The sequence below is a fragment of the Haloarcula sebkhae genome, assembly GCF_014647415.1.
Lineage (GTDB): Archaea > Halobacteriota > Halobacteria > Halobacteriales > Haloarculaceae > Haloarcula > Haloarcula sebkhae.
The window spans coordinates 16,230-32,606 of record NZ_BMPD01000005.1; the positions used below are offsets into that span (position 1 = coordinate 16,230).

A 16,377-nucleotide genomic window follows, 5' to 3' on the forward strand; every position below is an offset into this window, starting at 1 on the left:
CGGCCACACTACCGTATGCATATCAAAGAGCTCGTCCTCGACAATTTCAAGAGCTTCGGGCGGAAGACCCGAATCCCGTTCTACGAAGATTTCACTACCATCAGCGGCCCGAACGGCTCGGGCAAGTCCAACATCATCGACGCGATTCTGTTCGCACTCGGACTCGCCCGCACCTCGGGTATCCGCGCCGAGAAACTCACTGACCTCATCTACAACCCCGGCCACGCCGACGAAGACGCCGAGTACGACGGCGAACGGCAGGCCAGCGTCGAGGTGATTCTGGCAAACGACGACCGGACGCTGTCACGCTCGCAGGTCGTCAACGCCGCCGGTACCGAAGACGTGGGTGACGTGGACGAGATCGCGATCAAACGACGGGTCAAGGAGACCGAGGACAACTACTACTCCTACTACTACATCAACGGTCGCTCGGTCAACCTCTCGGACATTCAGGACCTGCTCGCCCAGGCCGGCGTGACGCCGGAGGGGTACAACGTCGTCATGCAGGGCGACGTGACCGAGATCATCAATATGACCGCCGGCTCCCGTCGGGAGATCATCGACGAGATCGCCGGGGTCGCACAGTTTGACGCAAAGAAGGCGGACGCCTTCGACGAACTGGAAGTCGTCCAGGAGCGCATCGACGAGGCCGAACTTCGCATCGAGGAGAAGCAGGAGCGACTCGATCAACTCGAAGACGAGCGGGAAACGGCGCTCAAATATCAAGACCTCCGTGACGAGAAAGAGGAATACGAAGGCTACCGCAAAGCCGCCGAACTCGAAGACAAGCGAGACGAACTGGCGGCCGTCGAGGAAACCATCGACGAGCTCGAAAACGAACTCACCGAGCTCCAGACGGAACTCGACGAGCGTCAGGGCGCGGTCATCCGGCTGGAAGACGAGCTGCACGAGCTCAACCAGGAAATCGAACGCAAGGGCGAGGACGAACAGCTCGCCATCAAACGCGAGATCGAGGAGATCAAAGGCGACATCTCCCGGCTGGAGGACAAGATAGAGTCCGCCAAGGAAACGGTCGAAGCCGCCGAAAACGAGCGCCGACAGGCGTTCGTCCAGATCGACCGCAAGCAAGAGACCATCGACGACCTCGAAAGCGACATCCGCGAGACGAAGGTCGCCAAATCCAACGTCAAGGCCGATATCGCAGAGAAGGAATCCGAACTCGCTGAGGTCCAGCAACGAATCGACGAGGTCGGCGAGGAGTTCCAGGAGGTCAAAGACGAACTGGAGGAGAAGCGCTCGCGACTGGAGACGCTCAAAAGCGAGAAGAACGACCTCCAGCGCGAGCAGGACCGCCTGCTCGACGAGGCTCGGCGGCGCTCGAACGCCGAGGACGAGAAGCGCGAGGCTATCGAGGCGGCCGAAGCCGAGATTCCCGACCTCGAAGCCGATATCGAGGATCTAGAGACAGAGCTGGAGAAAGCGAAACAAAACAAGGCGACTATCGGCGAGGTCGTCGACGACCTGCGGTCCGAGAAGCGCGAACTCCAGTCGGACCTCGATGAGCTGGAAGACGAAATCAGCGCGAAGCAACAGGAGTACGCCCAGCTCGAGGCGAAAGCCGGCGAAGACGGCGACTCCTCGTACGGGCGCGCGGTGACGGCGATTCTCAACGCCGGTCAGGACGGCGTTCACGGCACTGTCGGCCAACTCGGCGGGGTCGACCCCGAGTACGCCACGGCCTGTGAGACGGCGGCTGGCGGGCGGCTCGCCCACGTCGTCGTCGACGACGACAGCGTGGGCCAGCGCTGTATCGAGTACCTCAAATCCCGTAGCGCCGGCCGTGCGACGTTCCTGCCGATCACGCAGATGCAGAACCGCTCGCTGGGCTCGCTGCCCAGCGCCGACGGCGTTATCGACTTCGCGTACAACCTCGTAGACTTCGACCGCGAATATGCGGGTATCTTCTCGTACGTGCTCGGCGACACCGTCGTCGTCGACAGCATGGACACTGCCCGCGAGCTGATGGGCGACTACCGGATGGTCACGCTTGAGGGCGACCTCGTCGAGAAGTCCGGCGCGATGACCGGCGGCTCCTCCTCGGGTACGCGCTACTCCTTCTCGGGTGGCGCTGGCAAGCTCGAACGGGTCGCCACGCGCATCAACGAACTCGAAGACGAGCGCGCTGACGTGCGCGAGGATCTGCGGGACGTGGAAGAGCGCCTCGACGACGCCCGCGACCGCGAGTCCGACGCGACCGAGCAGGTCCGTGATATCGAGACGAGCATCGAGCGCAAACAGAGCGCCCTCGAAGACACCCGCGAGCGAATCGAGCAACTGGAAGCCGACCTCGAGGAAATCGCCGCCGAGCGCGAGGACGTGGCCGACCAGATGGACGAGCTGGAGGCCGATATCGAAGAAAAGACCGAGGAGATCGACGCGCTCCAGAGCGACATCGACGAACTTGAAGCCGAGGTCGAGGACTCGGAACTGCCGGACCTGACCGACCAGCGGGAGTCGATCAAAGACGACATCGACACGCTCGAAGACCGGCAGGGCGAACTCGACGCCGAACTCAACGAGTACCAGTTAGAGAAGCAGTACGCCGAGGAGGCTATCGAAGACCTCCACGACGACATCGAGGCGGCCCAGAACCGCAAGGCGGAACACGAGGAACGCATCGATGACCTCGAAGCGAAGGTCGCGGAGAAGCAGGAGCTGAAAGGTGAGAAGGAACAGGCTGTTGCTGACCTCGAAGAGGAACTGGCCGAACTCAAGTCTGAGCGCGAGGACCTGAAAGCCGACCTGCAGGAGGCCAAGGAGGCCCGCGACGAGCAACAGGCCGCCGTCTCCGAAGTCGAGCGCGACCTCGAAAACGAGCAGGAGACCCAGGAGCGTTTAGACTGGGAAATCGACGAACTCGAAGCGCAAGTCGGCGACTACGACCCCGAAGACGTGCCCGACCACGAGACGGTCGGGCGGGAGATTGACCGGCTGGAAACGGAGATGGAGAAACTGGAGCCGGTCAACATGCGGGCTATTGAGGAGTACGACCGCGTCAACGACGACCTGCAGGAACTCGAAGACAAGAAAGCGACGCTGGTCGAGGAGGCCGACGGCATCCGCGACCGCATCGACACCTACGAGGCCCGCAAGAAGGAGACGTTCATGGAGTCGTTCACGGAGATCAACGACCAGTTCCAGAACATCTTCGAGCGGCTCTCGAACGGCACCGGCCATCTCCACCTCGAAGACGAAGACGACCCCTTCGAAGGCGGGCTGACGATGAAGGCCCAGCCCGGGGACAAGCCGATTCAGCGGCTGAACGCGATGTCTGGTGGCGAGAAATCCTTGACGGCGCTGGCGTTTATTTTCGCCATCCAGCGGCACAATCCCGCGCCGTTCTACGCGCTGGATGAGGTCGATGCCTTCCTCGACGCGGCCAACGCCGACCTCGTCGGCGAACTGGTCGACGAACTCGCCGGCGACGCCCAGTTTGTCGTCGTCTCCCACCGCTCGGCCATGCTGGAGCGGTCCGAGCGCGCCATCGGCGTGATGATGCAGGGTGACAACGTGAGCGCCGTGACCGGCATCGACCTCTCGGACGAGGGCGACGGAGACGAGGAGGTGCCGGCTGATGACTAGTGAGCCGCCACGCGGCTCGGAACAGTCGAGCGGCGACCACGGGGTGCCACGAGACGATGAAGAGACGGGAGAGCAGGCGGATGACATCCCGCTCAACATCACCGGGCACGAGGACCGCGAGCCACCAGGCGTCTCGGACGACGCGGCGGCGCTACTCGGTGAATCCACAGACACGGACGATGAGACAACGGTACAGGACCGCCCCGAAAACGACCAGCCGACCGGCAGCGACGAGGACGGAGACGAAGACGAAGACGTCGAACCGGTCGAAGTGCTGGTCCAGCTCGCCGACGACGGCGAAATCGACCCGTGGGACATCGACGTAGTGCGGGTCACCGACAAGTTCCTCCAGCGCATCGACGATGCGGACCTGCGCACGTCAGGGCGGGCGCTGTTCTACGCGAGCGTCTTGATTCGGATGAAAAGCGACGCGATGCTCGGCGAGGGCGAGGACGAGGAGGAGCCGGCCGAGCCGTGGGAGCAGGCGATGCACGAGGACGCGCCCATCGAAGAACCGGACCCTTTCGCCGCGCTGGAGTCGGAGATGGACCGCCGGCTCGAACGCCGCCGTGCCCGCGGGATGCCACAGACGCTCGACGAACTCGTCCGGGACCTCCGCGACGCCGAGCGCGAATCGTGGTGGAAAGAATCCAGAGAGTACGACACCAGCGACTCTCCGAGCGGGTACGACCGCGGGACGCAGGAACTGGACTACCGCGGGGCCGACGACATGCGACTGGACGAGGAGCCGTCGGCCGCCGACGTGACCGGGACGGCCCACGCCGAGAACATCGACGACATCATCGCCGACGTACACGACGCTGTCCGCGAACAGTACGACCAGGGCCGCGATGAGGTGCTGTACCGCGAGGTCGCCACGGCTGGCGGGACCCGCGTCGAGACGTTCCTCGGACTGCTGTTTCTTGCCCATCGCGGCCAAGTCCGTCTTCAGCAGGATGACCTCTTCGGCGACCTCTGGATTCAGGACCCCAACGCCGCGACTGGGTCGGACGAAGCCGTCGCAGACTGACTGTTTCGCCCGCAATCTTCCGCCGTTTGTGGCCACCACTGAACGTCGAGAGTGACACGGTAAACAGGTTCAAACGGGTCGAACCCTAAACGTAGGTAATGGCGACCCAGTCCTCGCAGCCGGAGTTGCCGGACCCGGAAGCGCTCGCAGACACGTTCTACGTGTACGAGATCGACAGGACCGCCGAGGACGGCGTCCGGTATTACGGCGAGCCGATGACCGAGTCAGAGCAGGTCATCCACCGCATCGCGCCGGCGTTCCGTCAGCGCGGGTATCGTGTCGCGCTCAAGCGGGAGATGGGCGAGTGGGTACTGATCGCGCGGGAGCGGTCGCTCGGCGTCGACGGCATCCCGTGGCTGAACGTCGGACTCGCTGTCCTGACGCTGGTGTCGACGCTGTACGCCGGGACCCGCTGGTACGGGCTGTCTGTGCTCGAAGACCCGACAGCGATGCTGCAGGCGTGGCCATTCGCTGCGGCGGCACTCGGTATCCTCGCCGTCCACGAGTTCGGCCACTACGTCATGAGCCGCTACCACGAGGTGGAGGCGAGCCTGCCGTACTTTCTGCCGTTCCCGAACGTCCTCGGGACGCTGGGTGCGGTCATCAGCATGAACGACCATATCCCCGACCGCAAGGCGCTGTTCGACATCGGCGTCGCCGGGCCGCTGGCGGGCCTCGCTGCAACAGTCGTCGTGACCGCTATCGGCGTGACGCTCCCGCCGGTGGAGGTAACCCGCGGGATCGTTACGAACATCGAACTCGGCTACCCGCTGTTGCTGCAGGGCATCGCCGCAGTGATGGGTGAACCGCTGGAGTACGCGAACCCGCAGCTCCTCCCGAACCCGGTCGTCATCGGCGGCTGGGTAGGAGCGTTCGTGACCTTCCTGAATCTCCTGCCGGTCGGCCAACTCGACGGCGCACACGTTGCCCGCTCGCTGTTCGGCGACCGCCTGTCGCTGGTCCAGCTCGCCGTCCCCGTGGCCCTGTTTGGGCTCGCAGGCTACCTCGTGGTCTTCGAGGGGGGCCGAGCGGCTGGGCTGTGGGCGTTCTGGGGGATTCTGGCGCTGGTGTTCGGCCGGCTCGGTTCCGCGACGCCGCTGGACGAGACACCGCTGGGGCCGGGCCGCTGGGCTGTTGGCCTAGTTACGTTCGTTTTAGGGATGCTCTGTTTCGTCCCGGTGCCGCTCGTCATCACGATGTAGCGCCCCGCCGCTCGTTCTTGCCGTAGCCAATTCACAGCCCGTACGGGTCGTACTCGGGTCTGTTGTCCGCGCCGGCAGAGAGATCATATCGCTCCCGGAACTCAGTGAGCAGTTCGTCAGCGCCAGCAGTGAACAGCACGGCGACGCCGTAGGGTCGTGAGTACGAGTCAGCATCGGGCGGGTCGGGGTCGATGAAAATAGCGTCCGTCGGCGGCTCGCCGATACCGGGGAGCTCGGTCAGCAGTGATTCCATCGGCACGAGGCCGGTGAGCACGCTCGGGACAAAGGTACCGCCAGGCAGCGGCGCGCGCGGCTGAACGAAACACTCCGCGACCGGCTCGCCATCCTCTTCGAGTACAGTGCTTGCCGGACGTTCCAGCCCCGGCTCCCAGAGGTCAGCCGCCACTGCCGGTATTTCGGCGTCAACGGCGAAATCCATCGTCACGCGGTCGAGCCGCTCGAACGAAAGCAGCGACCAGGCCTCATCCGAGTCGTCGGGGTCGCCGCCCAGCGTCGCTTCGACGAGATTGCCCGTCCGGAGGTCGTCGACTGCCGGCTGTCGCTCGCCGTAGCCGGACTGGTACACGGTATAGAGCCGCGTTGCATCGGTGTCGAACAGATTGATGTGCGGGACCGCGTCGACAACGCGGTAGACCCTGAACACGCCCGTGCGCTCGTCCATATTTCCCCGACGCGCTCCATCGTCAAGACTCCGCGGACTCACCGCCGCTCAGGCAGCCGTCATGAGCTTGAGCCACTCGGTCAGGCAGTCGTCGCTACAGTGGTGGTGACGCTGTCGGTCGCCGCTCGTGTCCAGCACACCGACGACGAGATGCCAGTCGTCGGCGTACACGTGGCCGCCACAGACCACGCAATCGCGCACCGTCTCGTCGTCCGTCCGCTTCCCGACAGACACCGTCTCGACGTAGTAGGTCCCTCCGAGGGCGTACGGCGTTTCCAGTTCCATCAGCGCAGTCTGGGGACTACACACGCCTAAATGACGGGTGCAAACCGACCGGTCCGACGCAACACGGACGTATCTTCAGCTCTAAGTTACAAATATGAGTCAATCCACGGAACTTCCAGACCCAGACCCGGAACAGCTCCGCCTGGCAGTCGAACGGCTGCTCGACGAGACGGTTGACCGCAACGAGCCACTCCAACTCTCGGCTGATGAGCTGTCGGTCTCTGTTCCGATGCGGTTCGGTTCAGACTCCCCGCAGGCAACGTGGCGGTTCGACGGCGACGTGACGATCTCAGTCGACGGTGTTCGGGGGCCGCTCAGAGAGTGGGTCGACCTCCTCGAAGAATAGCCGGCGTCGGAGCCGAAGCGCTCAGAACGCCTCAACGTGGGGGCGGAGATCGAGTTCCAGCGTCCACGCCGAGCGGTCCTGTTCGACGAGGTGCCAGTACGACTGGGCGACCTCGTCGGGATCAAGGTACGACTGTGCGTCGCGGTCGGCTGTGTCCGTAGCGTCCGGTGGGCGAATCTGGCCGTCGATGATGACGTGAGCGACGTGGATGCCTTCCGGACCGAGTTCCCGCGCCATCGATTCAGCTAGCCCGCGGACGGCGAACTTGGCGGCACTGAACCCGATCGCACCGTCGCGGCCCCGGACAGCAGATGTCGCACCGGTGAAGATGATCGTCCCGCCGTCGCCGGCCAGCATGTCCTCGACGGCCTCCTGCGAACAGGCTAGCCCGCCCGTCGGGCCGACGGCGAGGGCGTGCTGGAACTCGTCGTGTGTGATTTCCTGTGTCCCCTTCCACGCACCGCCGCTGGCGTGGTTCACGAGCACGTCGACGGGGCCGAACTCGTCCCGGACCTGCTCGAAGCCCGCCGCGACTTGGTCCGGACTGGTAATATCAGTCTGTACTGCGAGCGCGTCGTCGCCGAGATCCGCCGACAGTGACTCCAGATACGACGCCGACCGGGCGAACAGGCCGACCTGACAGCCTTCGCCGATGAGCGTTCTGGCCAGTGACTCCCCGAGGCCCGGACCGACACCTGCAATGACTGCTGTCCGTGACATATGGACACGAACGACTACCGGGTGGATGAAAGTATGGTCACAGCAGCGGTTCGGAATGGAGGGCCGCAATATCCACGGTGATGCCTGAAATCACAGGGTTCCGTGTCAGTCGTCTCCTCCATGTGCGTGGCCGATACGCAGCGTCACGGCGTTGCAGACGACGAGCGCGACGAACGCGATCCGCGTCGCCCCGGAGTTCAGGCCGGTAACTAGTAGCGGAAGATACAGAAATGGGAGCGCAATCGCTGTCCAGAACGCGATGCCTCGAACGGCGGAGACGAGCGACTCGTCGAACTCCGGTATGGACTCATCAAACTGGGCGAGTAATTCGTATGCGGACGAACTTGACATATGGAGGGACCTACCCACGGCTTCTATTGGAGATAGCTTATAACCGCTAGAGGTTTCCGCCCGTTTCGCTTCGTTTCACGCATAGCGGCCCCTAGTCGTTCATTTTATTATCGGCTGAGCGACGCTTAGACATTTTATCAGCGGTGCAGCTGTGGTATGATACGTATAACACCTCCAGCTACGATGATACCTCCACTGGACGTGTACGACCGATTATGGTCCGAGTAGTGACACAGTTACGTCGTGCTCTGTGTCGTTTAGTGTCGTACTATCGACGACGTGGTCCGGAAGTGACTCCCGCCACTCGGCGAGCCGCTGCTCGTGGTAGGTCCGGTGGCGCTCCAGCGAGTACGTCTCGTCGTCGGCAGCCCGAAGCTCGTCAGCGGTGTCATCGGGCGTCGGATACGGCGGTGCATCCGTAGTCAGCAGTGAGTCGGGCTCGATGTGGATCGTGTTATCGTCGTCGTCGGGCTGGACGACGTGGAGGCGCGCCCGCATCCGGCCACTGAACGGTGGTGTGACGCGTAACACGGTCTCTGATCCGTCTGCAGTCGATTCAATGGCCGCGACGAGGTCCGTGGCGCTTATTGCGATTGACTTGATGTCTGTCGGGTCGGTGTCCATGGCTGAGTCTGTGTGTTCCATTGTTCAGGCAGTTACATCCGATTGCTGTAGTCCCAGGTGTGGAGTCGGTCGGGCGTAATCGTGATCTGTATCTCACGGCGGTCGGGTGCAAGCAGCCGTTCGGCCAGCGGTGAGTCGGTGCCGCCGAGATACCGGTGCAATAAGTCGGTGAGAACCGTCTTATCCTCGTCCGCTGTCATCGTCGCTGTGCCATTGCCCCTGACGCCGCGGTACGGCGGCTCGTTCGTCGAGACTTCGAACGAGACGTGGTCGTCATAGTCGAGGTAATCGACAACGGCGGCGTCTGCCCCGGTCGCACACTCGAAGACACCGTCAACGAACCGATACCAGAGCGAGAGCATCCAGGGTTTGTCTGCTGGAGTTCGGCATCCGAGACGGAGTGGCACAGTTTCGGTGCTGAGAAACTGTTCCATCTCCTCGTTCGTCCACGGTCCGGAGACGGTCACCATACACGCAGCGTACGGTCGCCGCTATGTTAACATCTCTGGCATGAGTCACTGCTTTGTGACAGTACCTACCAAAGAAAAGTCAATAGACCAACTCCACTGTTCTCAGAATCGATAATACGCTGGGTACCTTTATTTTGGTGTTCGGGAAAGTCACCGTGAGAGCAGTACGTGAGTCGACAGGAGGGACAACAAGTGCAAAAGCGTGTTGAGACGGAGGAGGCAACGGTTCTCGTCGTCGACGATGAGCAAGATATCGCGGATCTGTATTCGACGTGGTTGCTGACCGCACACGACGTTCGGACCGCACACAGCGGTACGGAAGCGCTCCAGTTAGTCGATGCGTCCGTCGACGTCGTCTTTCTGGATCGGCAGATGCCCGATATGAGCGGTGACGAGGTCCTCGATACCATCGCGGAACGGGGTATCGATCCGGCAGTCGTAATGGTGACGGCCGTCGACCCGGACTTCGACATCATCGAGATGCCCTTCGACGAGTACCTGACGAAGCCGGTCAGCCGCGAGGACCTCCTCGACACCGTCTCGGAGATGCTCGTCCGGACCACGTACGACGATCAGGTGCAGGAGTACTTCGCCGTGGCCTCGAAGAAAGCGACGCTGGAAACGCAGAAGAACACCGCGCAACTGGAAGCTAACGACGAGTACCGGACTGTCAGCGAGCGACTCGAAGAACTCCGCGAGACGGCCGATTCCACGGCCGCAGAGATCGACGACTTCGAAGCCGTGTTTCACGAGTTCCCTGGTGGCGGCCTCTCGTCTGGCTGACCGCTGGCGATTCTTCTCCTGTGAAACTACCGTCTAAGTCTCCAAACAGTCGTGACAAACACGACAGTGTTCGGGAGCGACTCGGCGGGGATGCCGTCTACTCGCTCGGTGCAGCACTGCTCGCTCCAGTCGCGTGCTGTCTGTTCGGCACGGGCCAGTGATACTGCTGGCTGTTGGTCGATGTGATCTGGAAAATGCCCGGGGAGAGCATTATACCCGAGCTTTACATGCCCGTCGTCCGTGACACTGTCTACATGACTGACAACCCAGCCGATGCCGTCGAGACCATGGTCGACCGGCTCGACGACGACCACTACGACATCAGCGAGGCCGACCGCGACCTCCTCCAAAACCTCGACCGACAGATCCGGCTGCTCGGACCCAGCGAGTTCTCCGACCACCGTCATGAGTTCCTCTTGCGGCGTGGGCTGATCATCGCGAAGCGCGTTGGCGGCCTCGCCGAGGCCGTCACCGATCGCAACGCTGCAGAAGATATCGTCGCGTGGATCAACACCGAGCAGACCGGGAGCCCTGAGACGAACAAAGACTACCGCGTGGCCTTCCGGACTATCGGGAAGGTCGTTACCGACGGCGACGGGTACCCAGACGCTGTCGAGTGGGTTCCCGGCGGCTATCCCGAGAACTATGACCCGGCGCCCGATCCCAGCGAGATGTTGGACTGGGCGGAGGATATCCAACCGATGCTGGACGCCTGCCTCAATTCCCGCGACAGGGCCCTCATCGCCCTCGCGTGGGACCTCGGCCCTCGCCCCGGAGAGTTGTACGACCTCACACCAGGCGACATCGTTGATCACGACTACGGCCTGCAGGTGACGCTGAACGGAAAGAACGGCCGTCGGTCGCCCGTTCTGGTTCCCTCGGTGCCCTACGTCCGTCGATGGCTCGACGATCACCCCGGCGGTGACACCGACCCGCTGTGGTGCAAGCTCAACAGCCCAGAGGCGATCTCGAACAATCGTGTTCGCGATGCTCTGAAGGATGTCGCCGACCGCGCTGGCGTCAGCAAGACCGTCACGCCCACCTACTTCCGGAAGTCCTCGGCCAGCTACCTTGCCTCGCAGGGTGTCTCGCAGGCTCACCTGGAAGAGCACCACGGCTGGACTCGTGGATCCGACATCGCAAGTCGGTACATCGCTGTCTTCGACGATGCCAGCGAACGAGAAATCGCCCGGGCACATGGTATCGACGTTGAGGCCGACGAGCCCGATGCGGTCGGCCCGCTGGTCTGCCCGCGTTGCGAACAAAAGACGCCGCGAGAAAAGGACGCCTGCGTGTGGTGCGGACAGGTCCTGTCCCAGAGAGCGGCCGAAGAGGCTGAACGGCAACGGCAGGATGCGATGGATAGCATGGTCGAGGCTGACGGTGACCTCGCCGAAGCTATCGCGACTGTCGAGGCCGAGATTGGAGACGATGTCTCCATTCGGATCGAAGGACTCGACGAGTAGCTCAGACATCGTACCCGGCCTCTCGAAGGGAGTCGAGCCAGTTCTCTGCGTACTCAGCGTATGGAACATCACTGTCGGCGATGGTCTGCAGCTCCTCGCGAACGCTATACAGCGATTCAAGTCGGTCGTCGTCAGGTTGGTCAGGTAGGTCAGTCTCAGCGCTTTTGCTCATTAGAAATCAGCCTCCCGCAGTGATTTGTTTGGGTGCTCGCGAACGTCACGAGCGGCGACGTGGAGCTTGCCCCGAGCTCGCAGGTCCGGCGCCGGCGCGGTTACCCCCTTGAATGGTTCACGCTGGCGCCATCGCTCGGCAAGCTCGGCGGTGATTCGACCCAGTCCCTCACACAGCGCACACGTGTTGTCGCCGTGCATGCAGCGGCCCTGGGCGTGACACAGGTCGTCGTAACACTCGATGTGCTTGCCGGTGCCGTGACAGCGGATGCAATCTCTCCATTCGGGGCCCCTCATGCTATCGCCCCCGTCGAAACAGCAAGCAGTGCCAGCAGGATCAGCCCCCACACGATCATCAGGATGCCCTCGTGGACTGGCGTCAGTTCCATCAGTCGTCACCCCCTTTCGGGCCGCTGGCGTCGGTGATGCGGTGGTAGACACCGACCTCAACGGTGAATAGCCGCGCCCGTGGTGGTCGGACGTTGAGTTCGTCGGCCACGTCGTCCAGATAGACATGACTGCTAGCCTGCTGCCCCGCCGCAGCGTCGACGGCGTCGCGGACGTCCTGTGCCGTCAACCCCGGCGGGAGATCGCTTTCCGAATCAGCCGTGACGCCGCCGTCGGCTTCGGTTTCTTGTGCTCCAGCGCCGTCCTCGTTAATCGGATCACCGACGTGGTGCTCATCCTGCTCAGACTGAGTCTCGCCGTCGCCGTCAGCGTCATCAACAAGTGAGTAGAGCTGTCGCCGGCCGTCGTCGGGGTCGGGTCGGGACTCAACACGCCCCATGTCCTCAAGATCGCTGAGGTTTGAGGAGACGCCCTGGTGACTCCGCTGGGTGATGTACTTGAGGTCAGCGCTGGGAAGCTCGCCGTGCTCGCGGAGGGCGTCGACGACCTCTTCGGCCGTCGGGGTGAGCGACAGGTCGCCGTCGGCATCATCCCTGTCGTCGTCGACAGCAGCCTCGACCTCGGCGTCGGTCGCCTCATCGGGGACTCCGTCAGTGGGTGACCCCGTTTGCTCGATGAAATCAGCCCCGACGACATCGATCCCGAGCCGCTCGGCGTTGAACGCCACGCGGGGCAGATCGGCCGCGTCGTCGCCAAACTCCTCAACGAACTGCTGGATGACGGTCTCGATCTGGCCGTCGGTGTAGCAACCTGACGCGGTGCCGTCGTCGTGGACCTGCTCCTCGTCGGGCAGGTGGTCGACAGCGAACCGCCACGCCAGTTCCCAGTCGTCGATGTTGATAACCTCGACCGGGTGAGTGTCGAGGCCGGCTTCGCGAGCGACCCACAGACGCTTGTGTCCCTCGACGACTTCGAAGCCCTCCACGCCGGGGTCGCCGTCGACAGGCCGGACCACAGGGAACGATCCCACCCAGCCGTCGTCGCGAACGCTCGCGATGTAGCCGCAGTTGCCTTCGCGGTCGAACTCGCGGACTGCGTACGGCGCCGGCTCGACGGCGTCGAGGCGGATGTTCTCAATGCGACGGTCGGCCGTCAGAACCTCGATGCTGTCACAATGGGCCACATAGGCCGTCCCGACGTCGCCATCTCGGTCGACGTTGACGGCGTCCTGGAGGAGGACGTGGCGATCATGGTGATGAATGCGTTCACACCACCCCTCGTAGGTAGTGCCGTCGTTGCCGACGACGCGGACGCGCTCACCGCGCATGTGGGTGTCCAGCGCGTCGAACAGTGGGTTGGTCACAGGCCCAACACCTCCCGAAGCGTCACGACGATATCGTGCGCCCGGCGGCCGTGCAAATCCGGGTGTAGCGTCCGGTCGTAGCTGTTGAGAGTCACCAGACCGTCGACATCGGCACCTTCGAAACGGCCGTGGTTCCGCACAACGCGGATGCGTCGCTCGTAGTCCCACACAGTGGGGCTGAATCCCGGTCCATCGGGACGGTCCTCGATGGATGGCCGGACCGTCATGCGATCCGCCTCCTCGCGGTGTCGATGTGCCACCAGGCGGCCATGACCGTCCAGTCGTCGCGTGCCTCGGCACCGGCCGGATAACTGTGGGACCAGACGTGTACCTCGTCCCCAGTATCGATGAGATAGACCGTTCCGACGTGTTCACCACGGGATCGAGCCGCGGCCTCCTCAACTGGTTCGCCGTCGCCGGCTGGAGCACCAACCTCACCGTCGACATCGTAGGTGTTGCCCTCAGACATCGGCGACCACCGCCTCGAAGTCGTCGTAGTCGAGTTCGTCGAGTAGCAACTCGATGCTCGCGATGATCTGATCCTCAACGTCCCGTTCGAACTTGTTGGTGAGGTGGAACTGCCCACCGTTGGGATTGCAGATCGCCGCCGGCGCGAGGCTGCCCGTGTCCCACCAGACGTGCGTCGTGAAGGGCTCGATGCTGGTCGCCCGGTCGTCAGTGACGCGGTACTCGGTGGACTCGGCGTCGCAGTTGGTCGCGACGAACCACTCGTCGTCGTGGTCGGCATCTGGAAACTCGTCGGTCCAGACGCCATCGTACCCACTGCCGTCCGCGGGAACGGCACCGCGAGCGATAGCGAGTTCTGAGACCCGAACGAACAGCAGCGACAGGGAATCCTCACTCTCCGCCATCGCCATCACCTCCGGTGAGAAAGCATCCAACGCAGCTGTCGAACCAGTCGCCTTCGGGCCCGGGACAGCCAACGACATCGTGCTGGCAGGTGGTGTCCTGGTCGCCGACGCCGGCCAACTGGGCAGCGCTGCCCTGTGCCTGTCGGCGGACCGCGCCACCGTCGGTCGCGACACGCTTGACGTCGACGTCGTGCAGCTCCTTGCGCTCGTGGCGCTCAGCTTCGTCGCTGGCCGCAAGCAGGTCATCAGCCGTTGCTGACCACGAACAGTCCTGGCAGTCGGCGAGCGCCATCAGTCCGCACCTCCATCGAACAGCGTCGCTTCGTCGACGGTCACGCCTCGCGGAGACCCATGCAGCAGGTCCTTCGCGATGCTCCGCGTCGTGACCTCGGCGAAGTGTGGATCCTGGCCCTGCAGGCGGTCCAGTGCGGAGTAGCCGGCGACGGCGAATCGGCCCTCGTCAGGGATGTAGCCGATTTCGTTGAAGCCCGCCGTCGACCAGGTCACGGCGACAAGCTCGCCGCCGGTGTGCTGGATAGCCCGCAGCCAGTCGATAGGTCTGGGTTCGTCGGCGGGGATCTCCCCGACTAACGCTGCCCGGACACGCTTGACCGTCTTGCGTTGGCCGTTGTCGGCCTCCGCAAGGACATCCAGCGCCGCATCGGTGGCGGACTGGTCGGCCGGTAGCGGGAGCTGGTCGAGGTCCCACGACAGATCGTCGTTCGGCGGATGTGACCGGGTGCGGTCGTTGGTCGCCATCTAGGCCACCTCCTCACCGTGCTCGCGATCCCATTCGAACTCGTAGTCGACCTCATCCAGTTTGTTCCGCAGTGATGGGCGCTGGTCCGACTTGCCGCCTTGTGGTTGGTTGAGCACACAGCTGCTGCAGGGCGGGTAGAGTCGGCCGTGACACTCTTGCCGAGTCATGTCCACGGGGTCGTGTGCCTGCAGGTCGGAGCACTCAGGGTCGTCGTGGTAGCAAATATCGCCCCGGCCGTTGGTTCGCACCCGATAGACAGTGTCGTCGAGGTCGCCGTCGTCTTTCTCGATCCGACGGCGGCGCTCGTCACGGGTGATAGTCGCATTGGGCATCAGCACCACGCCTCCCGGTCAACCACGACGTTGCTCTTGATCCACTCCTCGGACGCAGGCGTCGCGACTATGGCGTTCGCGAACTCGGTGAGCTGGATGTCGCCCGCCGGCGCGAGCAGCACGCCAGTCGGGTCTTCGATACAGGCCATTTCCTCTGGCAAAGCGCGCTGGCGGTCGCGGGCCCGGCGCTGGGCACGCGCGGAGGCTTCGGTGAAGTGCTCCGACATCAGTCCTCACCCCACGACCCGCAAACCGTTTCCTCGACGCTGACGTGCAGCGAGACCTCGACATCGTCGGCTACCGAGTGCCGCGCCGCGCGTTCAAGATTATCTGCCAGCGTGCGGAGCTTAGCGGCAGCCTCGATGCGGGTGTCGGTAATCCGCTCCGTGGATTCCTCGCCAGTGAGTAGATGCTCCTCGACCATCGAGAGCTTGCGGTGCTCGTCAGTGGTCAGTGCGGCATCGCTGCCGTTGAGGACATCCGCGACGAGGTCCGCCGCAGACGCGTCGTTCATCACGGCACCGCCGTCGGTCATCGGCTCGCCGACGTGATCGGCGCTGACATCGTCGGGGTCAGCTTTCGCGAGCTTCCCAGCGAGGTAGCCAGGGTCGCCGGGCGTGGCCTGGCGGTCGCGCTGGATCGGTTCGTCGAAAGTCGCCCCGCAGTGCCGGCAGGCGTAGTGCTCGTCTGCGGGTCGCCCCCGGAGTTTGTCGGTCGAGCGAGCCTCGACGGCCGTCGTGTCGCATTCGGGACAGGCGCGGACAGTGTTATCCGATTCGGTTGCGTCGGTCCGCGTGGAGGACCCCGTCCCTAACTGAGTCCTCTGCGTGTGACTCGCGTTGTCGCGCGAGTCCGTTTTTTGTGGCGTCGTCGACTCGGGAGAATCACGACTCTGGAGAGAGTCGGCTGTGCTGTCGTTGGCCTCATCTTTATGGGGCCGATGTTCGTCGTTATTCATGGTTTCCGGAA

Annotated in this window: 23 protein-coding genes; 6 read left to right on the plus strand and 17 right to left on the minus strand. The window is 63.4% G+C overall.

Annotation, left to right across the window (positions count from 1 at the left end; all coding sequences use genetic code 11):
* Positions 1-15: 15 nt before the first annotated feature.
* From smc to IEY38_RS14260, 3 genes are all read left to right on the plus strand, one after another.
* Entirely contained in the window at positions 16-3,603 is a 3,588-nt protein-coding gene (smc, locus tag IEY38_RS14250) for a chromosome segregation protein SMC (protein ID WP_188978876.1), read from the plus strand.
* Positions 3,596-4,633, plus strand: a complete 1,038-nt coding sequence (locus IEY38_RS14255; protein ID WP_188978878.1) for a segregation and condensation protein A — start codon at positions 3,596-3,598, stop codon at positions 4,631-4,633. The genes smc and IEY38_RS14255 overlap by 8 nt, the downstream gene beginning before the upstream one ends.
* A 98-nt stretch (positions 4,634-4,731) precedes the next feature.
* Complete coding sequence (locus IEY38_RS14260; protein ID WP_188978880.1) at positions 4,732-5,835, plus strand: site-2 protease family protein; 1,104 nt, start codon at positions 4,732-4,734, stop codon at positions 5,833-5,835.
* 31 nt (positions 5,836-5,866) lie between these two features.
* Here IEY38_RS14260 and IEY38_RS14265 read toward each other — a convergent pair whose 3' ends face one another.
* Together IEY38_RS14265 and IEY38_RS14270 are read right to left on the minus strand one after the other, a co-directional pair.
* The gene (locus IEY38_RS14265) at positions 5,867-6,517 is read right to left on the minus strand and encodes a hypothetical protein (protein WP_188978882.1); all 651 of its coding nucleotides are present in this window, start codon (positions 6,515-6,517) and stop codon (positions 5,867-5,869) included.
* Between the two features lie 48 nt (positions 6,518-6,565).
* Complete coding sequence (locus IEY38_RS14270; RefSeq protein WP_188978885.1) at positions 6,566-6,802, minus strand: DUF7576 family protein; 237 nt, start codon at positions 6,800-6,802, stop codon at positions 6,566-6,568.
* A gap of 94 nt (positions 6,803-6,896) precedes the next feature.
* On the opposite strand from IEY38_RS14270, the gene IEY38_RS14275 reads away from it, so the two are divergent.
* Positions 6,897-7,148, plus strand: coding sequence for a hypothetical protein (locus tag IEY38_RS14275; RefSeq protein WP_170097365.1), 252 nt, complete (start codon positions 6,897-6,899; stop codon positions 7,146-7,148).
* Positions 7,149-7,169: 21 nt separating this feature from the next.
* Here IEY38_RS14275 and IEY38_RS14280 read toward each other — a convergent pair whose 3' ends face one another.
* From IEY38_RS14280 to IEY38_RS14295, 4 genes are all read right to left on the minus strand, one after another.
* Positions 7,170-7,868, minus strand: a complete 699-nt coding sequence (locus IEY38_RS14280) for an SDR family NAD(P)-dependent oxidoreductase (protein ID WP_188978887.1) — start codon at positions 7,866-7,868, stop codon at positions 7,170-7,172.
* A 105-nt stretch (positions 7,869-7,973) separates the two neighbouring features.
* Positions 7,974-8,219, minus strand: coding sequence for a hypothetical protein (locus IEY38_RS14285; protein WP_188978889.1), 246 nt, complete (start codon positions 8,217-8,219; stop codon positions 7,974-7,976).
* 213 nt (positions 8,220-8,432) lie between these two features.
* Entirely contained in the window at positions 8,433-8,864 is a 432-nt protein-coding gene (locus tag IEY38_RS14290) for a hypothetical protein (protein WP_188978891.1), read from the minus strand.
* Positions 8,865-8,875: 11 nt separating this feature from the next.
* A complete protein-coding gene (locus tag IEY38_RS14295) occupies positions 8,876-9,313 on the minus strand; it encodes a pyridoxamine 5'-phosphate oxidase family protein (protein WP_188978893.1) in 438 nt (145 codons plus the stop codon).
* 192 nt (positions 9,314-9,505) lie between these two features.
* On the opposite strand from IEY38_RS14295, the gene IEY38_RS14300 reads away from it, so the two are divergent.
* Together IEY38_RS14300 and IEY38_RS14305 are read left to right on the plus strand one after the other, a co-directional pair.
* Complete coding sequence (locus tag IEY38_RS14300; protein ID WP_188978895.1) at positions 9,506-10,096, plus strand: HalX domain-containing protein; 591 nt, start codon at positions 9,506-9,508, stop codon at positions 10,094-10,096.
* Positions 10,097-10,350: 254 nt separating this feature from the next.
* Entirely contained in the window at positions 10,351-11,562 is a 1,212-nt protein-coding gene (locus IEY38_RS14305) for a tyrosine-type recombinase/integrase (RefSeq protein WP_229775324.1), read from the plus strand.
* A 1-nt stretch (position 11,563) separates the two neighbouring features.
* On the opposite strand, the gene IEY38_RS14310 is transcribed toward IEY38_RS14305, so the two are convergent.
* The 11 genes from IEY38_RS14310 to IEY38_RS14360 all read right to left on the minus strand — a co-directional run bounded on the left by IEY38_RS14310 (position 11,564) and on the right by IEY38_RS14360 (position 16,366).
* Positions 11,564-11,734 carry a hypothetical protein gene (locus IEY38_RS14310; protein WP_188978899.1) on the minus strand — a complete coding sequence of 57 codons (171 nt, stop codon included), beginning with the start codon at positions 11,732-11,734 and terminating at the stop codon, positions 11,564-11,566.
* Positions 11,734-12,030 (minus strand): hypothetical protein, encoded by a 297-nt coding sequence (locus IEY38_RS14315; RefSeq protein WP_188978901.1) that lies wholly within the window; start codon positions 12,028-12,030, stop codon positions 11,734-11,736. The genes IEY38_RS14310 and IEY38_RS14315 overlap by 1 nt, the downstream gene beginning before the upstream one ends.
* A gap of 91 nt (positions 12,031-12,121) precedes the next feature.
* Positions 12,122-13,444, minus strand: coding sequence for a ParB N-terminal domain-containing protein (locus IEY38_RS14320; RefSeq protein WP_188978903.1), 1,323 nt, complete (start codon positions 13,442-13,444; stop codon positions 12,122-12,124).
* Positions 13,441-13,671, minus strand: a complete 231-nt coding sequence (locus IEY38_RS14325) for a hypothetical protein (RefSeq protein WP_188978906.1) — start codon at positions 13,669-13,671, stop codon at positions 13,441-13,443. The genes IEY38_RS14320 and IEY38_RS14325 overlap by 4 nt, the downstream gene beginning before the upstream one ends.
* Positions 13,668-13,913 carry a hypothetical protein gene (locus IEY38_RS14330; protein WP_188978907.1) on the minus strand — a complete coding sequence of 82 codons (246 nt, stop codon included), beginning with the start codon at positions 13,911-13,913 and terminating at the stop codon, positions 13,668-13,670. The genes IEY38_RS14325 and IEY38_RS14330 overlap by 4 nt, the downstream gene beginning before the upstream one ends.
* Complete coding sequence (locus tag IEY38_RS14335) at positions 13,906-14,316, minus strand: hypothetical protein (RefSeq protein ID WP_188978909.1); 411 nt, start codon at positions 14,314-14,316, stop codon at positions 13,906-13,908. The genes IEY38_RS14330 and IEY38_RS14335 overlap by 8 nt, the downstream gene beginning before the upstream one ends.
* On the minus strand, positions 14,303-14,608 hold the full coding sequence (locus tag IEY38_RS14340; RefSeq protein ID WP_188978911.1) for a hypothetical protein: 306 nt from the start codon (positions 14,606-14,608) through the stop codon (positions 14,303-14,305). The genes IEY38_RS14335 and IEY38_RS14340 overlap by 14 nt, the downstream gene beginning before the upstream one ends.
* Positions 14,608-15,075 carry a hypothetical protein gene (locus IEY38_RS14345; protein WP_188978913.1) on the minus strand — a complete coding sequence of 156 codons (468 nt, stop codon included), beginning with the start codon at positions 15,073-15,075 and terminating at the stop codon, positions 14,608-14,610. The genes IEY38_RS14340 and IEY38_RS14345 overlap by 1 nt, the downstream gene beginning before the upstream one ends.
* A complete protein-coding gene (locus IEY38_RS14350) occupies positions 15,076-15,408 on the minus strand; it encodes a hypothetical protein (RefSeq protein ID WP_188978915.1) in 333 nt (110 codons plus the stop codon).
* Complete coding sequence (locus IEY38_RS14355) at positions 15,408-15,635, minus strand: hypothetical protein (protein WP_188978916.1); 228 nt, start codon at positions 15,633-15,635, stop codon at positions 15,408-15,410. The genes IEY38_RS14350 and IEY38_RS14355 overlap by 1 nt, the downstream gene beginning before the upstream one ends.
* The gene (locus tag IEY38_RS14360; RefSeq protein ID WP_188978918.1) at positions 15,635-16,366 is read right to left on the minus strand and encodes a hypothetical protein; all 732 of its coding nucleotides are present in this window, start codon (positions 16,364-16,366) and stop codon (positions 15,635-15,637) included. The genes IEY38_RS14355 and IEY38_RS14360 overlap by 1 nt, the downstream gene beginning before the upstream one ends.
* Between the last annotated feature and the right edge of the window lie 11 nt (positions 16,367-16,377).

Coding starts and splice junctions, on each gene's coding strand:
- IEY38_RS14265 (WP_188978882.1), bottom strand. CDS start 6,517: ATGGACGAGCGCACGGGCGTGTTCAGGGTCTACCGCGTTGTCGACGCG.
- IEY38_RS14350 (WP_188978915.1), bottom strand. CDS start 15,408: ATGCCCAATGCGACTATCACCCGTGACGAGCGCCGCCGTCGGATCGAG.
- IEY38_RS14290 (WP_188978891.1), bottom strand. CDS start 8,864: ATGGAACACACAGACTCAGCCATGGACACCGACCCGACAGACATCAAG.
- IEY38_RS14255 (WP_188978878.1), top strand. CDS start 3,596: ATGACTAGTGAGCCGCCACGCGGCTCGGAACAGTCGAGCGGCGACCAC.
- IEY38_RS14330 (WP_188978907.1), bottom strand. CDS start 13,913: ATGTCTGAGGGCAACACCTACGATGTCGACGGTGAGGTTGGTGCTCCA.
- IEY38_RS14360 (WP_188978918.1), bottom strand. CDS start 16,366: ATGAATAACGACGAACATCGGCCCCATAAAGATGAGGCCAACGACAGC.
- IEY38_RS14270 (WP_188978885.1), bottom strand. CDS start 6,802: ATGGAACTGGAAACGCCGTACGCCCTCGGAGGGACCTACTACGTCGAG.
- IEY38_RS14275 (WP_170097365.1), top strand. CDS start 6,897: ATGAGTCAATCCACGGAACTTCCAGACCCAGACCCGGAACAGCTCCGC.
- IEY38_RS14355 (WP_188978916.1), bottom strand. CDS start 15,635: ATGTCGGAGCACTTCACCGAAGCCTCCGCGCGTGCCCAGCGCCGGGCC.
- IEY38_RS14280 (WP_188978887.1), bottom strand. CDS start 7,868: ATGTCACGGACAGCAGTCATTGCAGGTGTCGGTCCGGGCCTCGGGGAG.
- IEY38_RS14335 (WP_188978909.1), bottom strand. CDS start 14,316: ATGGCGGAGAGTGAGGATTCCCTGTCGCTGCTGTTCGTTCGGGTCTCA.
- IEY38_RS14325 (WP_188978906.1), bottom strand. CDS start 13,671: ATGACGGTCCGGCCATCCATCGAGGACCGTCCCGATGGACCGGGATTC.
- IEY38_RS14345 (WP_188978913.1), bottom strand. CDS start 15,075: ATGGCGACCAACGACCGCACCCGGTCACATCCGCCGAACGACGATCTG.
- IEY38_RS14295 (WP_188978893.1), bottom strand. CDS start 9,313: ATGGTGACCGTCTCCGGACCGTGGACGAACGAGGAGATGGAACAGTTT.
- IEY38_RS14260 (WP_188978880.1), top strand. CDS start 4,732: ATGGCGACCCAGTCCTCGCAGCCGGAGTTGCCGGACCCGGAAGCGCTC.
- smc (WP_188978876.1), top strand. CDS start 16: ATGCATATCAAAGAGCTCGTCCTCGACAATTTCAAGAGCTTCGGGCGG.
- IEY38_RS14310 (WP_188978899.1), bottom strand. CDS start 11,734: ATGAGCAAAAGCGCTGAGACTGACCTACCTGACCAACCTGACGACGAC.
- IEY38_RS14305 (WP_229775324.1), top strand. CDS start 10,351: ATGACTGACAACCCAGCCGATGCCGTCGAGACCATGGTCGACCGGCTC.
- IEY38_RS14315 (WP_188978901.1), bottom strand. CDS start 12,030: ATGAGGGGCCCCGAATGGAGAGATTGCATCCGCTGTCACGGCACCGGC.
- IEY38_RS14340 (WP_188978911.1), bottom strand. CDS start 14,608: ATGGCGCTCGCCGACTGCCAGGACTGTTCGTGGTCAGCAACGGCTGAT.
- IEY38_RS14285 (WP_188978889.1), bottom strand. CDS start 8,219: ATGTCAAGTTCGTCCGCATACGAATTACTCGCCCAGTTTGATGAGTCC.